Consider the following 22409-nt stretch of genomic DNA (forward strand, 5'->3'; position numbering starts at 1 on the left):
GCTCACGGCGCGCGCGGCGCCGGGGGAGACGACCGGTGTCCCGGTAGGGTCCGGCGCCATGAGCGGGCCCACGCAGCACTACGACTGGGGCAACATCTCCGGCGACGCACCGCCGGAGCCGACCCGGCCGGAGCGGCTGCCGGTGCCCGCGCACGTCTCCTCCGACATCGGGCTGCTCGTGCTGCGCCTGGTCGTCGGCGCCTCGTTCGCCGCGGCCGGTGCGCGGAAGCTCTTCGGCGTCGCGGGCGGCATCGGTCTCGACGCGAGCGCCGCCGCACTCGCCGATGCCGGGTTCGTCGCGTTCGCCGGGCCGCTGGCCTGGGTGCTCGCGGTCGGCCAGCTGGTGTTCGGTGTGCTGCTCGTACTGGGACTGCTGACCCCGTTCGCCGCGGCGGGCCTGCTGGCCACGAAGATCGTCGCGGTGACGGTCGCCCTCGTGCCGGTGACCAGCGTGCCGCTGTTCGCCTCGGACGGCGCGAACTCCCTGGAGCTGGACCTGCTGCTCGGCGCCGGGGCCGCGGCGCTGGTGTTCGCCGGGGCCGGGCGGATCGCGCTCGACGCCGGACGCACCTACCAGCGCCGCCCGCTGCCGTGGGCGGTGCTGTCGCTGGTCGTGGGCGTCGCGGTGGCGCTGCTGGTCCTGTTCGTGCTGCGGCGGTGACCGTCCCCGACCAGGCCTGGCTGGGCCCGCTCGCCCGGCGCCGCCGGCGTACGGTCGCGGTCCGCGACCGGACCCCGCTGAGCGGCGGATACGGCTCCGGCGGTGCCGAACGGATCGACCTCGACGACGGCACCGCGGTCGTCCTCAAGCGGACCGGTGCGGTCGAGGCCGCCGCGCTGCGCGCCGTCGCGGTGGTCAACGGCCCCGTGCGGCTCCCGCGGCTGCTCGCCTCCGGCGACGGCTGGGTGCTGCTGGAGCACGTCGACGGGACCCCGCTGCCCGACGACGCCCCCGTCCCCGACGAGGTGTGGCGCACCCTCGCGCTGGTGCACGCGCACTGGCGGCGCAACCGCCCACGCGGCGTCCCCGTCGTCGACGACTCCTGGTGGGCGGCCCGGTGCGGGCACGCCGCCGAGCGCCTGCGCGCCGCCGGGCACGACGGGGCGGGCCTCGTCGCGAGGTGGGCGGACGACGAGCGCGCCCGCACCGCGCTGCGCGTCCTGCCCCGCACCCTGTGCCACGGCGACGCACACCGGGGGAACGTCCTCGTCGGCCCGTCCGGGGCGACGTTGCTGGACTGGGGCAACGCCCGCGTCGCGGCCGGGTCGCTCGAGGTGGTGGTGCTCACCGCGCCGCCCGCCGACGGGCCCGCCGACGCACCGGCGGCGCCGGTCCCCGCGGTCTACCGGGACGCGCTCCACGCCGCTCTGGGTGCACCGGACCCGCCCGCGATGGTCGCTGCCGAGACCGCGTGGGCGCGAGCCCAGGCCCACGTGCAGTACCTGTCGTTCGCCGCCGATCACCAGCCGGCGGACCGGGCCACCTCGATGATCGCCGTGGTGACCGCGGCGCTGGACGAGTTCGGCGCGATCGTGGGTGGGTGACGTGGGCGGCCTGTGGGCGGACGTGCGGTCGGCGCGGATGCCGGTGTGGCCGGACAGCGGCCGCCGGGTCTGGCCGCGATGGCCGTTCCTGCCGGCGGCACTGGGCGTGGCGGCCCTGGCCGTCGTCTCCTTCCTGCAGCTCGACGACATTCTGCTGCTCGTGCGGGCGGTCTGTTTCGCGCTCGCCCTGGTGGTGGCCGGAGACCGCCCGGGGTGGGCGCTCGCGGTCACGGTGCTCCTGCGGCTTCCGTGGCCGGGACCCGGCGGTGCACCGCCTCCCTGGATGGTGGACACCCACCTCTCCCAGGCAGCGATCCTGCTCGTCGCGGCGTCGGCGCTGCGGCCGCGGAGCACGGCCGTCCTGGGGGGCCTGATGGCGCTCGCCGCGGCACTCCGGACGGTCGTCTCGCTGGGCTCGGGGCAATGGGCGGGCCCCTGGTGGCAGCTCGCCGTACTCTGGATCGTCTCGATGCTGCTGGCCGCCGCGGTGGGGATCCGGAGCCGGGACCGGTGGTCGGCACTCGCGGACGAGCAGCAGGAACTCCGGAGGCGGGAACTCCGGACGGAGCGGGACCGTATCGGGCGGGAGCTGCACGACGTCGTCGCCCACCACCTGTCGGTCCTGGCGGTGCGCTCGGCCAGCGCGACCCGACGCATCCCGGGCGTCCCCGATGCGGCCGCCGTCGAGTTCGACGAGCTCGCCGCCCTGTCCCGGTCCGCTCTCGCCGACATGCGTCGCCTGGTCGGAGTGCTGCGCGACGACGACCCGGACGACGATCCGCACCGGGCCGGGAACGCGCCCCAGCCCGGCCTGTCCGACCTGCCGGCCCTGGTCGAGGCCACCCGAGGAGCCGGCTGCCCGGTCGCCCTCGAGGTGGACGGTGGCGACCACGTCCCCGACGTCGTTGCCGTTTCGGTACACCGGATCGTGCAGGAGGCGTTGGCCAACGCCGTCCGGCACGCGACGGGCGCCGCGATCGGTGTCCGGGTCACCGCGACGCCCGGCGGACCGGTGTGCGTCGAGGTCACCAACGACCGCCCGCCCGCACCGCCCGTGCCGGCACCCGGGGCGGGGACCGGGCTGCGTGCCATGGCCGAGCGTGCCCGTCTGCTCGGCGGGACGCTGGAGAGCGGTCCGACCGACGACGGCGGGTTCGTCGTCCGGGCGCGTCTGCCGTGGTGAACGACGTGATCAGTGTCGTGGTGGTGGACGACCAGGCCATGGTGCGTGCCGGCTTCGCGGCGTTGCTGGACGCGGAACCGGACATCACCGTCCTCGGCGAGGCGGCCGACGGACGGGAGGCGGTCGCCGTCGTCCGGGACCGTCGTCCCGACGTGGTCCTGATGGACGTCCGGATGCCGGTCCTCGACGGCATCGCGGCCACCCGGGAGCTGCTGGCGGACGCGCGTGACCATCGCCCCCGTGTCGTCGTGTTGACGACCTTCGACGTCGACGACTACGTCTACGAGGCGCTCCGTGCCGGGGCGAGCGGGTTCCTGCTGAAGGACGCCCCGCCGGACGTGCTCGCCACCGCGGTGCGCACGGTCGCCGCCGGCGACGCACTGCTGGCGCCGTCGGTGACCCGACGGATGATCGAGCGGTTCGCGGCCCACCGCCCGCCGTCACGCGCGGAGACCGCACGCCTGGCCGCACTCACCTCCCGTGAACGGGACGTGCTGCGGCTGATCGCCCGCGGCCTGTCGAACCGCGAGATCGCCGCCGACCTGGTCGTCGCGGAGGAGACGGTCAAGTCGCACGTCGGGAGGCTGTTCGCCAAGCTGCACCTGCGCGACCGGGCCCAGGCCGTCGTGGTCGCCTACGAGAGCGGACTGGTCGAACCGGGGCGCTGATCCCCCTGGAGAGCCGGACGGGGTTCCCGCCCCGGGGTGACGCCTCGCCCCCCTCCACCACCGGACCGTGCCGTCATGCTGCTCTCGCGCCACGGACCGGTGCTGCCGCTCGCGTCGTTCGCCGCATCGGTGGGCGTGGTCTTCCTGTTCCTGCACGGGGTCGAGGGAATCGGGCTCCTGTCGACCGGGTGGACGGCCCAGTACCGGATCGACCTCGACGTGTACCGCCAGGCGGCCCAGGCGTGGCGCACGGGGCGGCCGCTCTACACCGAGGTGTTCCCGACCGGCTACGGCGAGTCCCTGCCGTTCGTGTACCCGCCGATCGCGGCGGTGCTGTTCGTCCCACTCGCGTCGGTGCCGATGCCGCTCGCGGCCACGCTGCTGACCGTGGTGTCGGCCGCGCTGGTGCCGGTCGTGGGTGCGGCGATGCAGCGCGCGGTGGGCCGACCGGTCCGGGCGCGCTGGCTCGCAGCGGCGACTCCGGTGGTGCTGCTGACCGACCCGGTCCGGTTGGTGCTGTTCCTCGGCCAGGTCAACATCGTGCTGGTCGGGCTGGTCGCTGCCGGGCTGCTCGCCCGGGGCGCGTTCTGGGACCGGTGGCGCGGGGTGCCGATCGGGCTGGCGGCGGCGGTCAAGCTGACGCCGCTGGTCTTCGTGGTCTGGCTGGTCCTGCGTGGCGACCGCCGGGGGGCCGTCGTCGCGCTGGCCACCTTCGCGACGTCGATCGTGCTCGGTGCGGTGCTCGCTCCGGCGGACTCGGTCGCCTTCTGGCCGGGCCGGCTCAGCGGGGTGGGGATCCCGCTCGATCTCGGCTACGTCGACAACCAGAGCCTGCGCGGGATCCTGGTCCGGTCCGGTGCGACCGGCCCGGTGACAATCGGCCTGTGGTGCATGGCGGCCGCCGCGGTGGGCGCGGCCGCGCTGGTCCTGGCCCGGCGATGCGTACGGGAGGGGTCCCCGCTGGTGGGAGCTGCGGTACTGGCCGTCGCCGGGACGCTGGTCTCACCGATCTCGTGGTCGCATCACTGGGTCTGGGTCCTGGCCCTCGGGCCGGTCCTGGTCGAGCACGCGCGGCGGAGCCGCTCCCGAGCGCTGTGCGGGGTGCTCCTCGCCGGTGTGCCGTTGTTCGCGATCGGGCCCCACTGGCTGGTCCGGAACGGGAGCGGCGGTGTGCCGGACCAGCTGGTCGCCGCCCATCTGCCGCTCTGGGGACTCGCCGTGCTCGTCGCGATCGCGTGGTCCCTGCGCCGGGACACGGTCGCCGAGAGGCACCCCACGGCTGCCCGACGCGCCCGCGGACAGCCCTGAGGTGCCTCTCGGCGAGCGCTCAGTCGCGGGCCTTGGCCGTGCGGCGCAGCCGGGTGTTGACGAACTCGCCCATGCCCCAGCGGCCCAGCTCGCGGCCGAAGCCGGAGCGCTTCACCCCGCCGAAGGGGAGTCCGGGCAGCGTGGTGCCGTGCTCGTTGACGTAGGCCATGCCCACCTCGAGCCGGTCGGCGACCTCCCGGGCGCGGTCGACGTCGGTGCTCCACACCGATCCGCTGAGCCCGAAGTCCACGTCGTTGGCCAGGGTGACGGCCTCGTCGACGGAGTCGACGCCGTACACCACCGCGACCGGGCCGAAGATCTCCTCGGAGTAGGCGTCCATGTCCTTCGTGACGCCGGTCAGGACCGCGGGGCGGAGGAAGGCGCCGTCGCCGTCGACGACGTCGCCGCCGGTGTGCAGGGTGGCGCCCTGCTCCACGGCGCGACGCACCTGCTCGGCGACGCCGTCGCGGGCGGTGACCGAGGACAGCGGGCCGAGCCGGGTGCCGGGGTCGGTCGGGTCGCCCGGTTCGGTCGACTCGAACGTCGAGACCAGCACCGACACGAACTCCTCGACCTTGTCGTTCGGCACGATCATCCGCTTCGGGGAGTTGCAGGCCTGGCCGGCGTTCATCAGGCGGGCCCGGGCGGCGACCTTCGCGGTGCGGGCGATGTCGGCGTCGTCGAGCACGATGAGGGCGTCCGAGCCGCCCAGCTCCAGCACGGCCTTCTTCAGGTTCCGGCCCGCGGTCTCGGCGACCGCGGCACCGGCCCGCTCGCTGCCGGTCAGCGAGATCCCGCGCACCCGCGGGTCGGCGATCATCTCCGCGATCTGGTCGTTGGTCGCGTACACGTTGACGTAGACGTCGGCCGGGACGCCGGCGTCGTGGAAGATCTCGGCCATCACCGCGGCGGAGGCCGCGCAGATCGGGGCGTGCTTGAGGACGATCGTGTTGCCCACCATCAGGTTCGGCGCGACGAAGCGCGCCACCTGGTAGTAGGGGAAGTTCCACGGCATGACGCCGATCAGCGGCCCGACCGGCTCGGTCTGCACCACCGACTCCGCGGCGCCCTGCGGGTCGAGCGTCTCCTGCTCCAGCAGCTCCGGGCCGTGCTCGGCGTACCAGCGGTAGATCGACGCCGCCAGCGCCACCTCGCCCGCGGCCTCCCGGACCGGCTTGCCCATCTCGGTCGCGATCAGGGTGGCGAGCTCGTCACGGCGGGCCTCGTAGGCCTCGGCGACCCGGACCAGGATCTGCGCCCGGTCCGCGACCGGGGTCGAACGCCAGGACGGGAACGCCTCGGTGACCCGGCGCAGGGTGTCACCGACCTCGGCGTCGGTGAGCTCGGGGAACTCGTTCTCGGTCTTCCCGGTGGCGGGGTTGGTCGTGACGTAGGAGGTCATGTACGACGGGTGTCCTTCCTCGGAAACGGGCAAACATCGCAGAGTCATCGCAGGGTCAACGCCCGACGTTGCGCTGCAGGTGCTCCGGGTAGCGCTCGCCCGCGACCGCGGACGCCGGTGCGGCGGCCTCGATCTCGGCGAGCTCCTGCTCGGTCAGCTCCAGCGTCGCCGCCTCGATGTTCTGCTCCAGGTAGGTCCGGCGCTTGGTGCCCGGGATCGGGACGACGTGCTCCCCGCGGCTCTGCACCCAGGCCAGCGCGAGCTGCCCGGCGGTGACCCCACGGCGCTGAGCGACGGCCTTCAGCGCGTCGACGATCGCGAGGTTCGCGGCCAGGTTCTCCTCGGAGAAGCGGGGCAGGCCGCGGCGCATGTCGCCCTCGCCGAACTGGCCGGTCGAGGTGATCGCGCCGGTCAGGAAGCCGCGGCCCAGCGGGGAGAACGGCACGATGCCGACACCGAGCTCCGCGCAGGTGGGCGCGACGGAGCGCTCGATGTCACGGGTCCACAGCGACCACTCCGACTGCACCGCGGCCGGCGGGTGCACCGCGTGCGCGCGGCGCAGGGTGTCCGCGCCGCACTCGGACAGGCCGTAGTGGCGGATCTTCCCCTCCTCGATCAGCCCGACGAGCGCGCCGACGGTCTCCTCGATCGGCGTGTCCGGGTCGACCCGGTGCTGGTAGTACAGGTCGATGTGGTCGACGCGCAGGCGCCGCAGCGACTCCTCGACGCACTGCCGCACGTAGGCGGCGTCGCCCCGGGCGCCCTGGTTGCCGTCCGCGTCGCGGGTGATGCCGAACTTCGTGGCCAGGACCACGCGGTCGCGCCGGTCGGCGATCGCGGCGCCGACGAGCTCCTCGTTGGCGCCGTCGCCGTAGACGTTCGCGGTGTCGAGCAGGGTGACGCCCAGGTCGAGGGCGCGGTGGATCGTCGCGATCGACTCGGCGCGGTCGGAGGTGTCGCCGTAGGCCTGGCTCATGCCCATGCAGCCCAGGCCCTGGGCGGAGACGGTGAGATCGCCGAGTCGACGGATTCCGAGGCCGGTTCCGGTAGCCATGACAATCAACCTAGACGCGAACGGCCCCGGTCCGCAGGGCGCGGACCGGGGCCGTCGTGACGTGCGGATCAGGGGATGCGGCGGACCGCCCCGGTGTCGGCGCTGGTCGCCATGTGGGCGTAGGCGCGCAGCGCCTTCGACACGACGCGCTGCCGGTCGACGGGCTGCCACGGCCGCTCGGAGGACTCCATCTTGGCGCGCCGGTCGGCGAGCACCTCGGGATCGACGAGCAGCTCCAGGGACCGGGCGCGGACGTCGAGCCGGATCCGGTCGCCGTTCTCGACCAGGCCGATCGTGCCGCCGGCGGCCGCCTCGGGGGAGACGTGGCCGACCGAGATGCCCGACGAGCCGCCGGAGAACCGGCCGTCGGTGATCAGGGCGCAGACCCTGCCCAGCCCGGCGCCCTTGAGGAACGCGGTCGGGTGCAGCATCTCCTGCATGCCCGGCCCGCCTGCGGGGCCCTCGTAGCGGATGACCAGCACGTCGCCGGGCTTGATCTCCTTCTTGAGGATCGCCGAGACGGCCTCCTCCTGGCTCTCCAGCACCACGGCCGGGCCCTCGAACTCCCAGATGTCCTCGGGGATGCCCGCGGTCTTGATCACGGCGCCGTCGACCGAGAGGTTGCCGCGCAGCACGGCCAGGCCGCCGTCGGCGGAGTAGGCGTGCTCGATGTCGCGGATGCAGCCGCCCGCGGCGTCGGTGTCGAGGCTCGACCAGCGGTTCTCGGTGGAGAACGCCTGCGTGGTCCGGACCCCGCCCGGCGCGGCGTGGTAGAGCTCGATCGCGGTCTCCGACGGCGCCGACGACCGGATGTCCCACTCGGTGAGCCACTGCTCCAGCGAGGGGGAGTGCACCGCGTGCACCCCGGTGTTGAGCAGCCCGGCCCGCCACAGCTCGCCCAGCAGGGCGGGGATGCCACCGGCCCGGTGGACGTCCTCCATGTGGTAGTCCGAGTTCGGCGCGACCTTGGACAGGCACGGCACCCGCCGGGAGATCGCGTCGATCGCGGCCAGGTCGAAGTCGATCTCGCCCTCCTGGGCGGCGGCCAGGATGTGCAGCACCGTGTTGGTGGAGCCGCCCATCGCGACGTCGAGGGCCATCGCGTTCTCGAACGCCTCGCGGGTGGCGATGTTGCGGGGCAGCGCGGAGGCGTCGTCGTCGCGGTACCAGCGGGTCGCCAGGTCCATCACGGTGCGGCCCGCGTTCAGGAACAGCTCGCGGCGCGCGGCGTGGGTGGCGAGGGTGGAGCCGTTGCCCGGCAGCGAGAGCCCGAGGGCCTCGGTGAGGCAGTTCATCGAGTTCGCGGTGAACATCCCGGAGCAGGACCCGCAGGTCGGGCAGGCCGAGCGCTCGACCTCGGCCAGGCCGGCGTCGTCCACCTCCGACGACGCGGACGCCGAGATCGCGGTGATCAGGTCGGTGGGGGCCTGCGCGACGCCGCCGACGACGACCGCCTTGCCGGCCTCCATCGGCCCGCCGGAGACGAACACGGTCGGGATGTTCAGCCGCATCGCGGCGTTCAGCATGCCCGGCGTGATCTTGTCGCAGTTGGAGATGCAGACCAGGGCGTCGGCCGCGTGGCCGTTGACCATGTACTCCACCGCGTCGGCGATGATCTCGCGGCTGGGCAGCGAGTAGAGCATCCCGCCGTGGCCCATCGCGATGCCGTCGTCGACGGCGATCGTGTTGAACTCCTTGGCGACCCCGCCCGCCTCCTTGATCGCGCCCGCGACGAGGTCACCCATGTCCTTGAGGTGCACGTGGCCGGGCACGAACTGGGTGTAGGAGTTGGCGATCGCGACGATCGGCTTGCCGAAGTCGTCGTCACCCATGCCGGTCGCGCGCCAGAGCGAACGCGCTCCGGCGGCGTTGCGACCGTGGGTGGTGACGCGGGAACGCAGGGCGGGCATCGGTCTTCTCCAGCCGGGTCTTCCGTGGTGGTTCGTGAGGGGACCCCGGTGGGCGCGTCGCGGAGCGTGGGCGCGAGCCGCCCGGGGTGCGGCGCGACGGCGGCGGTGCGGGTCGCGTCCCGTCGGCCGGCGGGCCGATCGCCCGCAACCGTACGCCCCGCGACGGGCGTCGGTGTCGTCAGTGACCCTCGGCCGGGTCCTCCTCCGGCTCGGTCACCGCGGCCGGGTCGGCGAAGCGGCCGCCGCTGGCGACCGAGAGCGCGGGCAGGTCGCGTGCGTGCACCGCGGGCAGGACGAGGTCGTCGTCCTCGCCCAGCACCGCGCTGACCCGCGAGCGCGAGCCGATCCGCAGACCGCGCACGTCGTCCCAGTCCACGGTGCGGGAGGAGAACGCGCTGCGCACGGTCAGTGTCTCCGGGTCCACGGTGGTGCGGACCCGCAGGATCCAGGCGATCGCCGCCACCGGCAGCACGAGCACGACCCAGAACCACGGCAGGCTGAACACCAGTGGCGTCGACCCGACGACCGCGACCAGGATGGCGAAGATGGTCAGCCGGCTCGGCTTGAACACCAGCGCGCGCGAGCCCACGCGAAGCTTGCGGCCCTCGTCGCGGACCCGTGGGGTCCACGCCAGCTCGCTGTCCACCTGCTGGGACGCCGCCGTGGCCCGCGGTGCTGCGGCGGAGGTGGTGTCGGCGGGGACGGCGTGGTCGTCGGTGCTGCTCACAACCCCAGTGTGGCAAACGGGGGCGGGGTGACGGCGGCCCGGACGGGTGGGGTCGTTTGACTCCGTCCGTGGGACGCGTGCTAGCGTCGACGCATGTTCGCCGTTCGAATTCTCGTACTTCTTGGGCGCGTCGTCGCCTGAGTTCGGCGCGTCGTCGCCTGAGTTCGACCATCTCGAACGACGACGCGCTCACCCTCGCAGCGCCCGGAGCTACCGGGCGGCGGGGGTTTTTTCATGTCCAGCCCATGTCCGGCATCTGATCGACACGATCTCCAGCGAGGCAGACCCAGATGACCACCGTCCCCGCCAAGTCCGGCTCGTCCGGCCCGAAGCCGGGCCCGCCGCCCGGCCGGTCCGCCGTTCCGGCCGGCACCACGACGTCCCGTAGCCACACCTCTGCGCTCGCCGACACCGCCGTCCCCGGTCCGCGGATCGTGGACGAGCCCATGACGGGCGCCCAGTCCCTGGTGCGTTCGCTCGAGGAGATCGGCTGCGAGGTCGTCTTCGGGCTGCCCGGCGGGACGATCCTGCCCGCCTACGACCCGCTCCTGGACTCGACGAAGGTGCGTCACATCCTCGTCCGCCACGAGCAGGGCGCCGGACACGCTGCGACCGGTTACGCGCAGGCCACCGGCAAGGTCGGGGTCTGCATGGCGACGTCCGGACCGGGGGCCACGAACCTGGTCACCCCGATCGCGGACGCCCACATGGACTCGGTGCCGCTGGTGGCCATCACGGGTCAGCAGACCCGGCCGCTGATCGGCACCGACGCCTTCCAGGAGGCCGACATCACCGGCATCACCATGCCGGTGACCAAGCACAACATGCTGGTGACCGACGCGACGGAGATCCCGCGCGCGATCGCCGAGGCCTTCCACCTGGCGTCCACCGGCCGGCCCGGTCCGGTCCTGGTGGACATCCCGAAGGACGTGCTGCAGGAGCAGACCACGTTCTCCTGGCCCCCGGAGCTGCAGCTGCCCGGCTACCGGCCGACGACCCGGCCGCACGGCAAGCAGATCCGCGAGGCCGCCCGGCTCATCCGCGAGTCGGCCAAGCCGGTGCTCTACGTCGGCGGCGGCGTCCTCAAGGCCGAGGCCGCCGAGGAGCTGCGGGAGCTGGCCGAGCTGACCGGGGCGCCCGTCGTCACCACCCTGATGGCGCGCGGTGTGTTCCCCGACAGCCACCCGCTGCACCTGGGCATGCCCGGGATGCACGGCACCGTCGCCGCGGTCGCGGCGATGCAGCGCGCCGACCTGCTGGTCGCCCTCGGCTCCCGGTTCGACGACCGGGTCACCGGCAAGCTGGAGAGCTTCGCCCCCGAGGCGAAGATCATCCACGCCGACATCGACCCGGCCGAGATCTCCAAGAACCGGCGTGCCGACGTGCCGATCGTCGGGGACTGCAAGGAGGTCCTGGCCGACCTGGTCGAGGCCGTCCGTGCCGACCGCGCCGAGCACGGCGAGCCGGACCTGTCCTCCTGGTGGAAGCAGGTCGGCGGGCTGCGCGACCGCTACCCGCTCGGCTACGACGAGCCGAGCGACGGTGCGCTGTCCCCGCAGTACGTGATCGAGCGGATCGGCGCGATCGCCGGGCCCGACGCGATCTACGCCGCGGGGGTCGGCCAGCACCAGATGTGGGCCGCCCAGTTCGTCAAGTACGAGAAGCCGCGGACCTGGCTGAACTCGGGTGGGCTCGGGACCATGGGCTACGCGGTCCCGGCCGCGATGGGTGCCAAGGTCGGCGAGCCGGACACCGTCGTCTGGTGCATCGACGGCGACGGCTGCTTCCAGATGACCAACCAGGAGCTCGCCACCTGCGCGATCGAGGGCATCCCGATCAAGGTCGCCGTCATCAACAACGGCAACCTCGGCATGGTCCGCCAGTGGCAGAACCTGTTCTACGGCGAGCGGTACTCCAACACCGACCTCAACACCCACAAGCTGCGCATCCCGGACTTCCCGATGCTCGCGCAGGCGATGGGCTGCGAGGGGCTGCGGGTCGAGTCCAAGTCCGACGTCGACCGGGTCATCCACCAGGCCATGGAGATCAACGACCGGCCGGTCGTCGTGGAGTTCGTCGTCGGCGCCGACGCCCAGGTGTGGCCGATGGTCGCCGCGGGGATGAGCAACGACGAGATCAACGTCCGGCGCGACATCCGGCCGGAGTTCGAGCACGACGAGCTGGCCGCCTCGGTCGACGCGGTCGCGGACGTCACCGAGCAGGCCCTGGAGGGCGAGAAGTGAGCGAGCTCCACACCCTCTCGGTCCTGGTCGAGGACAAGCCGGGCGTGCTGGCCCGGGTCTCCGGGCTGTTCTCCCGGCGCGGGTTCAACATCAACTCCCTCGCCGTGGGCCCGACCGAGCACCCCGACGTCTCCCGGATGACGATCGTCGTCGAGGTGGACGAGCTCCCGATGGAGCAGGTCACCAAGCAGCTCAACAAGCTGGTGCACGTCATCAAGATCGTCGAGCTGGAGCCGGACGCCTCGGTGCAGCGCGAGCTGCTGCTGGTCAAGGTCCGGGCCGACGCCACGGTGCGCAGCCAGGTCGTCGAGACCGTGCAGCTGTTCCGCGCCAAGGTGGTCGACGTCTCGCCGGAGGCACTGACCGTCGAGGCCACCGGTTCGGCCGACAAGCTCACCGCGCTCCTGCGCATGCTGGAGCCCTACGGGATCCGCGAGATGGTGAAGTCCGGGATGGTGGCCGTCGGCCGCGGCCCCCGGTCCATCACCGCCGCGGCCGTCCGTTAGACAGACCGCGTAGCCGACGGCTACACACCCCCTGAGAGGAACCGTCCCAGAGCCATGAGTGTCAACATCTACTACGACGCCGACGCCGACCTGTCGATCATCCAGGGCCGCAAGGTCGCCGTGATCGGCTACGGCTCCCAGGGGCACGCGCACTCGCTGTCGCTGCGTGACTCCGGGGTCGAGGTGAAGATCGGTCTGCCCGAGGGCTCCAAGTCCCGGCAGAAGGCCGCCGACGAGGGCCTCGAGGTCGGCACGCCGGCCGAGGTCTCCGCCTGGGCGGACGTGATCATGGTCCTGGCGCCCGACACCAAGCAGCGCTTCATCTACGCCCAGGACATCGAGCCGAACCTGAAGGACGGCGACGCGCTGTTCTTCGGGCACGGCTTCAACATCCGCTACGAGCTGATCAAGCCCCCGGCGAACGTCGACGTCGCCATGGTCGCCCCGAAGGGTCCGGGCCACCTGGTCCGCCGCCAGTTCGTCGACGGCAAGGGCGTCCCCGCCCTGATCGCCGTCGAGCAGGACGCCTCGGGCAACGCCAAGGCGCTCGCGCTCTCCTACGCGGCCGGGATCGGCGGTGCCCGCGCGGGCGTCATCGAGACCACCTTCAAGGAGGAGACCGAGACCGACCTGTTCGGTGAGCAGGCCGTGCTCTGCGGCGGTGCCGCCGCGCTGGTCCAGACCGGTTTCGAGGTGCTGACCGAGGCCGGCTACGCCCCGGAGATCGCCTACTTCGAGTGCCTGCACGAGCTCAAGCTGATCGTCGACCTCATGTACGAGGGCGGCATCGCCAACGAGCGCTTCTCCATCTCCGACACCGCCGAGTACGGCGACCTCACCCGCGGCCCGCGCGTCATCACGCCCGCGGTCAAGGCCGAGATGCAGAAGATCCTGGGCGAGATCCAGGACGGCACCTTCGCCCGCGAGTGGGTGGCCGAGGACGAGGCCGGCCGCGGCAACTACACCAAGCTGCAGCAGCAGGGCGCCGAGCACCCGATCGAGCAGGTCGGCGAGAAGCTCCGCGGTCTGATGAGCTGGGTCGGCGAGAAGGCCAAGTGACCCTCGTATGACCCTCTGCCGGACGCGTCCGGCAGGATGAATCCGCCCGGGCCCCAGACGGCCCGCGGATGCCCGGGTCCGGACGCACCCATCCGGACCAGGCGACGCGAAACCCCCGTACCGGCGACACCGGGCGGGGGTTTCGCGCGTTCGGGGTGTGCCGCGCGACGACCCGTCCGTCCGTCTCGGTCCGCGACGGCCCGCGCGGTCCTAGGATGGTCGACGTTCGCGCACCGATCTCGGGGAGCACTCGCACACCGTGAGCACCGCAGCCACCGACCACCGTCCCGTCGTCCTGCTCGCGGAGACGCTCGCGCCCTCCGCCGTCGAGCTGCTCGGTGACGGCGTCGAGATCCGCCGCGTCGACGGCACCGACCGTCCGGCCCTGCTGGCGGCACTCGCCGACGCCGACGCGCTCCTGGTCCGGTCCGCCACCCGGGTCGACGCCGAGGCGCTGGCCGCGGCCGGCCGGCTCAAGGTCGTCGCGCGTGCCGGGGTCGGCCTGAACAACGTAGACGTCCCCGCCGCCACCGCCCGCGGGGTGATGGTCGTCAACGCCCCGACCTCCAACATCGTCTCCGCCGCCGAGCACGCCATCGCGCTGCTGCTCGCGACCGCGCGCCACATCCCGGCGGCGGACGCCGCGCTGCGGTCCGGCGAGTGGCGGCGCTCGTCCTACGGCGGGGTCGAACTGGGTGGCAAGACCGTCGGCATCGTCGGTCTCGGCAAGATCGGGCAGCTCGTCGCGCAGCGCCTCGCCGCGTTCGGCATGACGCTGGTCGCCTACGACCCCTACATCGCGCCGTCGCGCGCCGCCCAGCTCGGCATCGAGCTGCTGAGCCTCGACGACCTGCTCCGCACCGCGGACATGATCACGGTGCACCTGCCGAAGACCCCGGAGACGCTCGGGCTCATCGGCAAGGACCAGCTCGCGCTCACCAAGCCCGGGGTGCTCCTCGTCAACGCCGCCCGCGGTGGCCTGATCGACGAGGACGCCCTGGCCGAGGCGGTCCGCTCCGGGCACGTCGGTGGCGCCGGGATCGACGTCTACGTCACCGAGCCGACCACGTCCAGCCCGCTGTTCGAGCTGGAGAACGTCGTCGTCACCCCGCACCTGGGTGCCTCCACCACCGAGGCGCAGGACCGGGCCGGGACCGACGTGGCCCGCTCGGTGCAGCTGGCGCTGGCCGGGGAGTTCGTGCCGGACGCGGTCAACGTGCAGATCCACGGCGCCGTCGGCGAGGAGGTCCGGCCCTGGCTGCCGCTGGTGCAGAAGCTGGGCACCACGCTGCACGCCGTCGCCGGGCGGACCCCGACCTCGGTCACCGTCGACGTCGCGGGCGAGCTGGCCAGCGAGGACGTCCAGGTCCTCGGGCTGGCCGCGCTGCGCGGGGTGTTCACCCACGTCGTCGAGGACCAGGTGACCTTCGTGAACGTGCCGCAGCTCGCCGAGGAGCGCGGGGTCGCCGTGGAGATCACCACCAGTCCGGAGAGCGCCAACCACCGCAGCGTGGTGCAGCTGCGCGGTGCCATGCCCGACGGCGAGAAGGTCACCGTGTCCGGCACCCTGACCGGCCGCGCCGAGGTCGAGAAGCTCGTCGAGATCAACGGACGGCACTTCGACCTGCGCGCCGAGGGCGAAGTCGTGCTGCTGGAGTACGCCGACCGCCCCGGCGTGATGGGCCGGGTCGGGTCGCTGCTGGGGGAGGCCGCGGTCAACATCGAGGCCGCCCAGATCTCGCAGACCACCGACGGCACCGACGCCATCATGCTGCTGCGGGTGGACCGCCAGATCGACCCGGCGGTGCTGGAGCCGATCGGCGCCTCGGTCGGCGCCCGGACTATCCGGCTGATCTCCTTCGACGACTGACGTCCCGGATCGCGGGAACGGACCTGTGCCGGCCGGGCCGGGCGTGGGATCGTGTCCGCTCGCCACGTCGAGAGGGAGTACTCCAGTGAGCTGGCTGCGGGCGCTGGTGCTGGCCGGTGCGGCGATCGGCGTCGCGTGCCTGGTGCTGCTCGGCGTCGGGTTCGTCACCGGGCTGTCGCTGACCGTGCCCTACGTCGTGTCGGTGATGGCGATCGTGACCGGGCCGCCGTCGGCGACGATGACGATCGGCCCCGGCATGCTCGTGGTCCTCGCCGCGCTCGTCGGGCTGATCGAGGCGCCGGGCCGGGTGCGGGCCCGCCGGTCGCTGCCGCGCGCCGGGCACTGAGCCCGGGGCGGCCGGCCGCCGGGGCGGGTCAGCCGCGCGGGGTCCAGCCCAGTGCCGGTCCGAGCGCGCCGGCGATGTCGGTGACGATCTGGACGTAGTCGTCGTGCGGGAAGCCGAACGGCAGCGCGAACACCGCCTCGTCGACCTCCCGGAACCCGGCGTCGGCCCACAGACGCTCGGCGATCTCGGCGGAGGTGCCGACCAGGTCGCGGGCGAACAGCAGCCCGGCCGGGCCCTGCGGGACGCCGACCCTGGCGTCGCGTTCCCGGGCGTAGGCGGCGTAGCGCTCGCGCTGGGCAGGCGTCGCGGAGTCGGTGGGGACGACGACCAGCCCCTGCGACACCCGTCCCGCCGGGTTCGCCGCGCGGTAGGCGCGGATCTGCCGGGACTGGATCGCGGCGAAGTCGCTCTCCCCGCCGCTGCGGACCACGTTGCTCGTGAGCAGGTTGAGCCCCTGCTCCGCGGCCCAGACGGCGGAGGAGTCGCTGCCCGCGCCGTACCACATGCGTCCGGCCAGACCGGGGGAGTGCGGCTGCACCCGCTCGGAGAACGACTCGATCCCGACCGTCCCGGAGAAGGTGCTCGCCCGCTCCCCACGGACCAGGCGCAGCAGCCTCGACACCCGCTCGCGGCCGAAGTCCTCGACGTCGGCAGTGTCCGGGTAGAGCGCGTCCCGCACGTGCTCCCACTGCATCGGCGGCCCGACCGAGACGCCCGGGTTGAGCCGGCCGCCGGAGAGCACGTCGACGGTCGCCAGGTCCTCGGCGAGACGCAGCGGGTTCTCCCAGCCCAGCGGGACCACGGCCGTCCCGAGCTCGATCCGTGAGGTCCGCTGGGTCGCCGCGGCGAGCACCGCGACCGGCGAGGAGATGCCGAACTGCAGGTGACGGTGCCGGACGAAGGCCGAGTCGAAGCCCAGACGCTCGCCCAGGGCGATCATCTCCAGGGTCGTCTCGTGTCCGGGGCGTGGGTCGTCGCCGTCGAAGGAGCCGATGGTGAGGAAGCCGAGGCGACGCAGCGGGCGGTCGGGCGTGGGCACGTCCGGGGCAACGACGCCGTCCTCACGCTTCTTCCCCATCACCCGGACAGGTGACCGACGCGGCCGTCGTCGCACCCCTCGACACGCGCCGGTGTCCCCGGAACGGCCGTGTGTCGCGGGTACTCCGACCGCGTGCGGCGCACACCTCACCCGGACGGGACCACCCCAGTGGGTGGCCGAACGATGACCCTGCGTCGGCAGGCGGTAGCGTGCGGCCAGCAGTACGACGAGAGGACGAGGTCATGCGCCTTGCGGTCATCCCCGGTGACGGCATCGGCCCGGAAGTGATCAACGAGGCACTCAAGGTCCTGGGCGAGGTCGCCCGCGACGTGGAGACGACCGAGTACGACCTCGGTGCCGCCCGCTGGCACTCCACGGGCGAGCTGCTCCCGGAGACGGTGCTGACCGAGATCAAGCAGCACGACGCGATCCTGCTGGGCGCGGTCGGCGACCCGTCGGTGCCCAGCGGCATCCTCGAGCGCGGCCTGCTCCTGCGCCTGCGCTTCGAGCTGGACCACCACGTGAACCTGCGCCCCGCGCGGCTCTACCCGGGGGTGCGCGGCCCGCTGGCCGGCAACCCGGAGATCGACCTGGTGGTCGTGCGCGAGGGGACCGAGGGCCCGTACGTCGGTACCGGCGGCCTGCTCCGCAAGGACACCCCGCACGAGATCGCGACCGAGGTCAGCCAGAACACCGCGTTCGGCATCGACCGGGTGGTGCGCGACGCGTTCGCCCGCGCCCAGCGGCGGCCGAAGAAGCACCTGACGCTGGTCCACAAGACCAACGTCCTCACCTTCGCCGGCGCACTGTGGTCGCGGATCGTCGAGGAGGTGTCGCTGGAGTACCCCGAGGTGTCGGTGGCCTACCAGCACGTCGACTCGACCACGATCCACCTGGTCACCGACCCGGGCCGGTACGACGTGATCGTCACCGACAACCTGTTCGGCGACATCCTCACCGACCTGGCGGCGGCGGTCACCGGCGGCATCGGCCTCGCGGCGAGCGGCAACATCGACGCCAGCCGCACCCACCCGGCGATGTTCGAGCCGGTGCACGGCTCGGCCCCGGACATCGCGGGCCAGGGCATCGCCGACCCGACGGCCGCCGTGCTGTCGGTCGCGCTGCTGCTCGACCACATGGGCGACCGCGACTCGGCCCGCCGCATCGAGGCCGCGGTCGCGTTCGACCTGGCCACCCGGGACCACGCGGCGACCGGCAACACGTCGTCGATCGGGGACCGGCTCGCCGCGCTCGTGTCGAGCCGCGAGGTCGCCACCAACTGACGCGGTACGGGTGGCCGCCGGGTCGCGGCGGCCACCCACCGGCTCAGACCTGGTTCGACGGCCCGGTCAGCAGGGCCACCCCGGCCCCGGCGAAGTTGTCGAGGTCGGCGACGGCGGCCTGGCCCTCGGGGCCGCCCATCCCGGCCTGGAACGCCGAGGCGTCCGGGAACTCCAGGACCGCCACGAGGTGGTACGGCGGCTGCGCGCCGTCCGGCCCCGGGACCGGACGGGAGACGGTGACCCGGGCCACGCCGGGGATCTTCTTCGCCAGCGGGGCGTGCACCTCGTCGTAGTGCTTGTCGAACGCGGCGGCGTCCTCGGGGTGGTTGTACAGGGCGGTCAGCTGGAACACGGGTGTTCCCTCCTGAGGGGTCGTCGTGCGGCGCCGCGGCAACCCCCACCCTGGCCCATCCGGCGCCCGCGTGCACCACCCCTCCGGACGGGGTCGATACGCTGGACCGACCATGAGTACTCCAGCCCAGGTCCGGGTGCGGTTCTCCCCGTCGCCCACCGGTACCCCGCACGTCGGTCTCATCCGCACCGCCCTGTTCAACTGGGCCCACGCTCGTCACCACGGTGGGGCGCTGGTGTTCCGGATCGAGGACACCGACGCCTCCCGTGACTCCGACGAGTCCTACCGGTCCCTGCTCGACGCGCTGGAGTGGCTCGGCCTCGACTGGGACGAGGGCGTCGAGAAGGGCGGTCCGCACGGGCCGTACCGGCAGAGCGAGCGCGGCGAGGTCTACGCCGACGCCCTGCGCCGGCTGATCGACGGCGGGGAGGTCTACGAGTCCTTCTCCAGCGCCGAGGAGATCGAGGCCCGGCACCGCGCCGCGGGCCGCGACCCGAAGCTCGGCTACGACAACGCCGACCGCGACCTCACCGACGAGCAGCGCGCCGCCTTCCGTGCCGAGGGCCGGGCGCCGGTCTACCGGCTGCGCATGCCCGACCACGACATCACCTTCACCGACCTCGTCCGCGGCGAGATCACGTTCAAGGCCGGGCAGGTGCCCGACTTCGTGTTGGCCCGTGGTGACGGCACGCCGCTGTACCCGCTGACCAACCCGGTCGACGACGCGCTGATGGAGATCACGCACGTCCTGCGCGGGGAGGACCTGCTGGCGTCCACCCCGCGGCAGATCGCGCTGCTGGAGGCGCTGGCCCGGGTCGGCATCGGTCACGGCCCCTTCACCTATGCCCACCTCCCGCTGGTCACCGGTGAGGGCAGCCGCAAGCTGTCCAAGCGGGACCCGCAGTCGAACCTGTTCCACTACCGCGACCGCGGGTTCGTACCGGAGGGGCTGCTCAACTACCTCGCGTTGCTCGGCTGGTCGATCGCCGAGGACCGCGACGTGTTCTCCCTCGACGAGATGGTCGCCGCCTTCGACGTGTCCCGGGTGTCGAGCAACGCCGCCCGCTTCGACCTGAAGAAGGCCGAGGCAATCAACGCCGCGCACCTGCGCCTGCTCACCCCCGACGACTTCGCCGAGCGGGTCGTGCCCTACCTCGCGGCCGAGGGGATCACCGACCCCGACCGCTCGGTGCTCGCCGCCGCCGCGCCGCTGGTGCAGGAGCGGAGCCAGGTCCTGTCCGACGCGGCCCGGATGCTGGCCTTCCTCTTCCGCGACGAGGAGGCCTTCACCCCCGACGACGACGCCGCGGCGAAGAACCTCGGCTCCGACGCGGCCCCGGTGCTGGAGGCCGCGGTCGCCGGGCTCGCGGACCTGCCGGAGTGGTCGGCCCCCGCGATCGAGGAGTCGCTCAAGACCTCGCTCGTGGACGGTCTGGAGCTCAAGCCGCGGAAGGCGTTCGCCCCCGTCCGCGTCGCGATCAGCGGCCGCACGGTGTCCCCCCCGCTCTACGAGAGCATGGAGCTGCTGGGCCGCGAGCGGTCGCTCGCCCGCCTGGGGGCCGGTGTCCGACGCTCCCGGAGCATGGGTTAGAGTACTGACATCAACGGAGAGCGGGCCTCGCTCCGGAACGAGGCCCGCTTTTCGATGGGGTATGGTGTAATTGGCAGCACGACTGATTCTGGTTCAGTTAGTCTAGGTTCGAGTCCTGGTACCCCAGCGGAAATCGCGACTTCTTCGGAATGACGATTTCTGACAATCGGCACGGTCTCGTCCAAGGTCCCGTCGTCTAGCGGCCTAGGACGCCGCCCTCTCAAGGCGGTAGCGCGGGTTCAAATCCCGTCGGGACTACCACGGACTCCATGCGCAGGGGTCCGCAATCGAGACCGAGCCGACTGTCCTGGTCCCGTCGTCTAGCGGCCTAGGACGCCGCCCTCTCAAGGCGGTAGCGCGGGTTCAAATCCCGTCGGGACTACTCCACGAAGGCCCCGCTCTCCGGAGCGGGGCCTTCGTCGTGTCCGGGTCGGGCCGCGTCGAGCAGCCCGGGAAGCTGGTCGGTCGGTCACGAGGGTGCTCCTTCCGGCCCGGCGAGCCGGGCCAGTGAACGGTCGGCGAGGGTGAGCAGGACGAACAGCGTCGAGGCGACGAGCATCACCGCGGCGAGGACGGGGAGGCCGTCGCCCGCCGTGCTGCCGCCGAAGGCGATCCCGCCCGCGGCCGAGGCGGCGATGGCGCCCAGGTAGAAGAAGGTGCGCATCAGCCCGGCCGAGGAGGCGACCCGCTCCGGGTCGGCCTGCCGGTAGACCGCGTTCTGCACGGCGAGGTTGTTCAGGCCCTGCGGCAGCCCGGCGAGCAGCGCGACCACGACGATGACCCAGACAGGGCTGGCCGGCCCGAGGGCGAACAGCAGGGCGGCGAGCAGCACCTGCGCCACCCCGCCGACGAGCAGCTTGCCCCGGATCGCGCGCCGCCTGCCGGTCAGCGCGGTCACCCCGATCCCGGTGACGAAGATCGGCAGCAGGACCAGCCCGGCCGTCGCGGGGGTGAGCCCGCGGCCCTGCTCCAGCCACTGGGTGAAGCCGTAGAGCACGCAGTAGGAGACGGTCGCGGTGAGCAGCGCCCGGACGAACGTCAGCAGCAGCGGCAGGTTCCCGCCGAGCACCCGCAGGTCCAGGAACGGCTCGGGGGTCCGCAGTTCGCGCACCACCAGCCCCGCCCCGGCGGCGACGGCCACCAGTGCGGGGGCGACCGCGCCGGCGTCGGGGTGCAGCAGGGCGAGCAGCAGCGCGACGGTGGTGACCGCGAACAGCGCGATGCCCGGCGGGTCGACCCGGCGCAGCGCGGCCCGCACGCCCCGGTGGGCGACCCGGGTACGGGGGAGCCGCAGCGCACCGAGCACCAGGCACAGCAGGGCCAGCGGGATGTTCACCACGAACACCGCCCGCCAGCCCGAGACCCCGAGGAGCAGACCTCCCAGGCTCGGCCCGACGACGGCGATCGTCGACGTCGCGATCGAGAGCACCGTCAGCACGCCCTCCGGGCTGTCGGTGCCGGTGCGGTCGGCCTCGCCGCGGATCAGTGCCATCGCCGCCGGGTAGCCCGCACACGTCCCGAGCCCGATGACGACCCGCGCCGCGACCAGCCACCAGATGTCCGGGGCGAGCGCTCCGAGGGCCCCGCCGACACCGACCAGCACGGCGCCGGCCAGGTAGAGCGGCCGCGGCCCGTACAGGTCGACCAGGCGTCCGGTGACGGGCTGGCCGACCGCGGTCGCGAGGTAGAGCCCGGACACCAGCCAGGCGGTCTCGGTCGCGGGGGCCCCGAGGGCGAGCCCGATCGGCACCAGCGCGACCGCGATCAGCGACGAGTTCACCGGGTTCAGCACGGCCCCGCCGATCATGGGGAGGAGCAGCCGGCGGTCGAACGTGGACGGCCCGGTACGGCGGCCCCGGCGCGGCGTCATCGCTCGGTCACCCGTTCCAGCAGCCGCATGGCCTCGTCGACGGTGCGCAGCTCGTCGGCGCTGAGCCGGTCGGCGAGCGCCCCGGCGAGCCAGTCCTCGCCGGCGGACCGGGCGTCGGCGGTGAACCGCCGGCCGAGGTCGGTGGCCGAGACGATCTGCCGGCGCCCGTCGGACGGATCCGGGCGGCGCTCGACCATGCCCCGCTCCTCTAGGGCGGCGATCGACATCGCGACCGACTGCGGGCGGACGCCCTCGGCGGCGGCGAGTGCGGCGGCGGTGCTGGGGCCACCGCGGTCGAGGCGGCCGAGCAGCGCGATCTGCGACGCCGTCAGCTGGTCGCGGTCGTAGTGCTCACGCATACGGCGGCGCAGCCGGCCGACGCCGATCCGGACCGCGCGGGCAGTGGAGGCGGCGGTCCCCGTAGGTGGTTGCGACATGCAACCCACGATAGGT

The 22409-nt window shown here is 73.1% G+C and carries 20 protein-coding genes and 3 tRNA genes; 15 read left to right on the plus strand and 8 right to left on the minus strand.

Translation table 11 applies throughout. The features are described 5' to 3' along the window. Positions 1–58 precede the first annotated feature (58 nt). The 5 genes from KPL59_RS06290 (at position 59) to KPL59_RS06310 (ending at position 4704) form a co-directional block, all read left to right on the plus strand. Positions 59–661, plus strand: a complete 603-nt coding sequence (locus KPL59_RS06290) for a DoxX family protein (RefSeq protein WP_226359449.1) — start codon at positions 59–61, stop codon at positions 659–661. After that, complete coding sequence (locus tag KPL59_RS06295; protein ID WP_226360219.1) at positions 658–1545, plus strand: aminoglycoside phosphotransferase family protein; 888 nt, start codon at positions 658–660, stop codon at positions 1543–1545. The genes KPL59_RS06290 and KPL59_RS06295 overlap by 4 nt, the downstream gene beginning before the upstream one ends. After that, complete coding sequence (locus KPL59_RS36760) at positions 1538–2728, plus strand: histidine kinase (protein WP_226360220.1); 1191 nt, start codon at positions 1538–1540, stop codon at positions 2726–2728. Before KPL59_RS06295 ends, KPL59_RS36760 begins: the two co-directional genes overlap by 8 nt. Before the next feature lie 5 nt (positions 2729–2733). Next, entirely contained in the window at positions 2734–3396 is a 663-nt protein-coding gene (locus KPL59_RS06305) for a response regulator transcription factor (RefSeq protein ID WP_226360221.1), read from the plus strand. Between the two features lie 75 nt (positions 3397–3471). Next, positions 3472–4704 (plus strand): glycosyltransferase 87 family protein, encoded by a 1233-nt coding sequence (locus tag KPL59_RS06310; protein WP_226359453.1) that lies wholly within the window; start codon positions 3472–3474, stop codon positions 4702–4704. Between the two features lie 19 nt (positions 4705–4723). On the opposite strand, the gene KPL59_RS06315 is transcribed toward KPL59_RS06310, so the two are convergent. From KPL59_RS06315 to KPL59_RS36765, 4 genes are all read right to left on the minus strand, one after another. Next, the gene (locus KPL59_RS06315) at positions 4724–6106 is read right to left on the minus strand and encodes an NAD-dependent succinate-semialdehyde dehydrogenase (protein ID WP_226360222.1); all 1383 of its coding nucleotides are present in this window, start codon (positions 6104–6106) and stop codon (positions 4724–4726) included. Between the two features lie 55 nt (positions 6107–6161). After that, positions 6162–7160 (minus strand): aldo/keto reductase, encoded by a 999-nt coding sequence (locus KPL59_RS06320; protein ID WP_226359455.1) that lies wholly within the window; start codon positions 7158–7160, stop codon positions 6162–6164. A 68-nt stretch (positions 7161–7228) separates the two neighbouring features. Beyond that, a complete protein-coding gene (gene ilvD, locus KPL59_RS06325) occupies positions 7229–9070 on the minus strand; it encodes a dihydroxy-acid dehydratase (RefSeq protein WP_020627342.1) in 1842 nt (613 codons plus the stop codon). A 178-nt stretch (positions 9071–9248) separates the two neighbouring features. Next, positions 9249–9797 carry a PH domain-containing protein gene (locus KPL59_RS36765; RefSeq protein ID WP_020627341.1) on the minus strand — a complete coding sequence of 183 codons (549 nt, stop codon included), beginning with the start codon at positions 9795–9797 and terminating at the stop codon, positions 9249–9251. A 446-nt stretch (positions 9798–10243) separates the two neighbouring features. On the opposite strand from KPL59_RS36765, the gene KPL59_RS06335 reads away from it, so the two are divergent. The 5 genes from KPL59_RS06335 (at position 10244) to KPL59_RS06355 (ending at position 15821) form a co-directional block, all read left to right on the plus strand. Then, entirely contained in the window at positions 10244–12040 is a 1797-nt protein-coding gene (locus KPL59_RS06335) for an acetolactate synthase large subunit (RefSeq protein ID WP_374111605.1), read from the plus strand. Next, the gene (gene ilvN / locus KPL59_RS06340) at positions 12037–12546 is read left to right on the plus strand and encodes an acetolactate synthase small subunit (RefSeq protein ID WP_060712994.1); all 510 of its coding nucleotides are present in this window, start codon (positions 12037–12039) and stop codon (positions 12544–12546) included. Before KPL59_RS06335 ends, ilvN begins: the two co-directional genes overlap by 4 nt. Positions 12547–12600: 54 nt before the next feature. Further along, positions 12601–13605 (plus strand): ketol-acid reductoisomerase, encoded by a 1005-nt coding sequence (gene ilvC, locus KPL59_RS06345; protein ID WP_020627338.1) that lies wholly within the window; start codon positions 12601–12603, stop codon positions 13603–13605. 259 nt (positions 13606–13864) lie between these two features. Next, entirely contained in the window at positions 13865–15475 is a 1611-nt protein-coding gene (serA, locus tag KPL59_RS06350; RefSeq protein ID WP_226360223.1) for a phosphoglycerate dehydrogenase, read from the plus strand. An 85-nt stretch (positions 15476–15560) separates the two neighbouring features. Then, positions 15561–15821: a hypothetical protein gene (locus tag KPL59_RS06355; protein WP_020627336.1), complete on the plus strand. Its 261-nt coding sequence runs from the start codon at positions 15561–15563 to the stop codon at positions 15819–15821. A 28-nt stretch (positions 15822–15849) separates the two neighbouring features. Here the strand turns inward: KPL59_RS06355 and KPL59_RS06360 are convergent, their stop codons facing one another. After that, complete coding sequence (locus tag KPL59_RS06360) at positions 15850–16899, minus strand: LLM class flavin-dependent oxidoreductase (protein ID WP_226359458.1); 1050 nt, start codon at positions 16897–16899, stop codon at positions 15850–15852. Positions 16900–17102: 203 nt separating this feature from the next. On the opposite strand from KPL59_RS06360, the gene KPL59_RS06365 reads away from it, so the two are divergent. Continuing rightward, entirely contained in the window at positions 17103–18143 is a 1041-nt protein-coding gene (locus tag KPL59_RS06365) for a 3-isopropylmalate dehydrogenase (RefSeq protein WP_020625276.1), read from the plus strand. A 43-nt stretch (positions 18144–18186) separates the two neighbouring features. On the opposite strand, the gene KPL59_RS06370 is transcribed toward KPL59_RS06365, so the two are convergent. Further along, positions 18187–18495, minus strand: a complete 309-nt coding sequence (locus KPL59_RS06370) for an EthD family reductase (protein WP_226360224.1) — start codon at positions 18493–18495, stop codon at positions 18187–18189. A gap of 112 nt (positions 18496–18607) precedes the next feature. Here KPL59_RS06370 and gltX point away from each other — a divergent pair, with 112 nt between their 5' ends. The 4 genes from gltX to KPL59_RS06390 all read left to right on the plus strand — a co-directional run bounded on the left by gltX (position 18608) and on the right by KPL59_RS06390 (position 20468). Beyond that, entirely contained in the window at positions 18608–20086 is a 1479-nt protein-coding gene (gene gltX, locus KPL59_RS06375; protein ID WP_226360225.1) for a glutamate--tRNA ligase, read from the plus strand. A 55-nt stretch (positions 20087–20141) separates the two neighbouring features. Further along, positions 20142–20213, plus strand: a tRNA-Gln gene (locus tag KPL59_RS06380). 58 nt (positions 20214–20271) lie between these two features. Next, a tRNA-Glu gene (locus KPL59_RS06385) sits at positions 20272–20347 on the plus strand. A gap of 48 nt (positions 20348–20395) precedes the next feature. Further along, positions 20396–20468: transfer RNA gene (locus KPL59_RS06390), tRNA-Glu, on the plus strand. An 87-nt stretch (positions 20469–20555) separates the two neighbouring features. Here the strand turns inward: KPL59_RS06390 and KPL59_RS06395 are convergent. Both KPL59_RS06395 and KPL59_RS06400 read right to left on the minus strand, forming a co-directional pair. After that, the gene (locus tag KPL59_RS06395; RefSeq protein WP_226360226.1) at positions 20556–21956 is read right to left on the minus strand and encodes an MFS transporter; all 1401 of its coding nucleotides are present in this window, start codon (positions 21954–21956) and stop codon (positions 20556–20558) included. Beyond that, entirely contained in the window at positions 21953–22393 is a 441-nt protein-coding gene (locus tag KPL59_RS06400) for a MarR family winged helix-turn-helix transcriptional regulator (RefSeq protein ID WP_043279813.1), read from the minus strand. Before KPL59_RS06400 ends, KPL59_RS06395 begins: the two co-directional genes overlap by 4 nt. Positions 22394–22409 lie beyond the last annotated feature (16 nt).

The organism is Pseudonocardia sp. ICBG1142 (assembly GCF_020496255.1).
In the GTDB taxonomy this organism is placed as follows: Bacteria; Actinomycetota; Actinomycetes; order Mycobacteriales; family Pseudonocardiaceae; genus Pseudonocardia.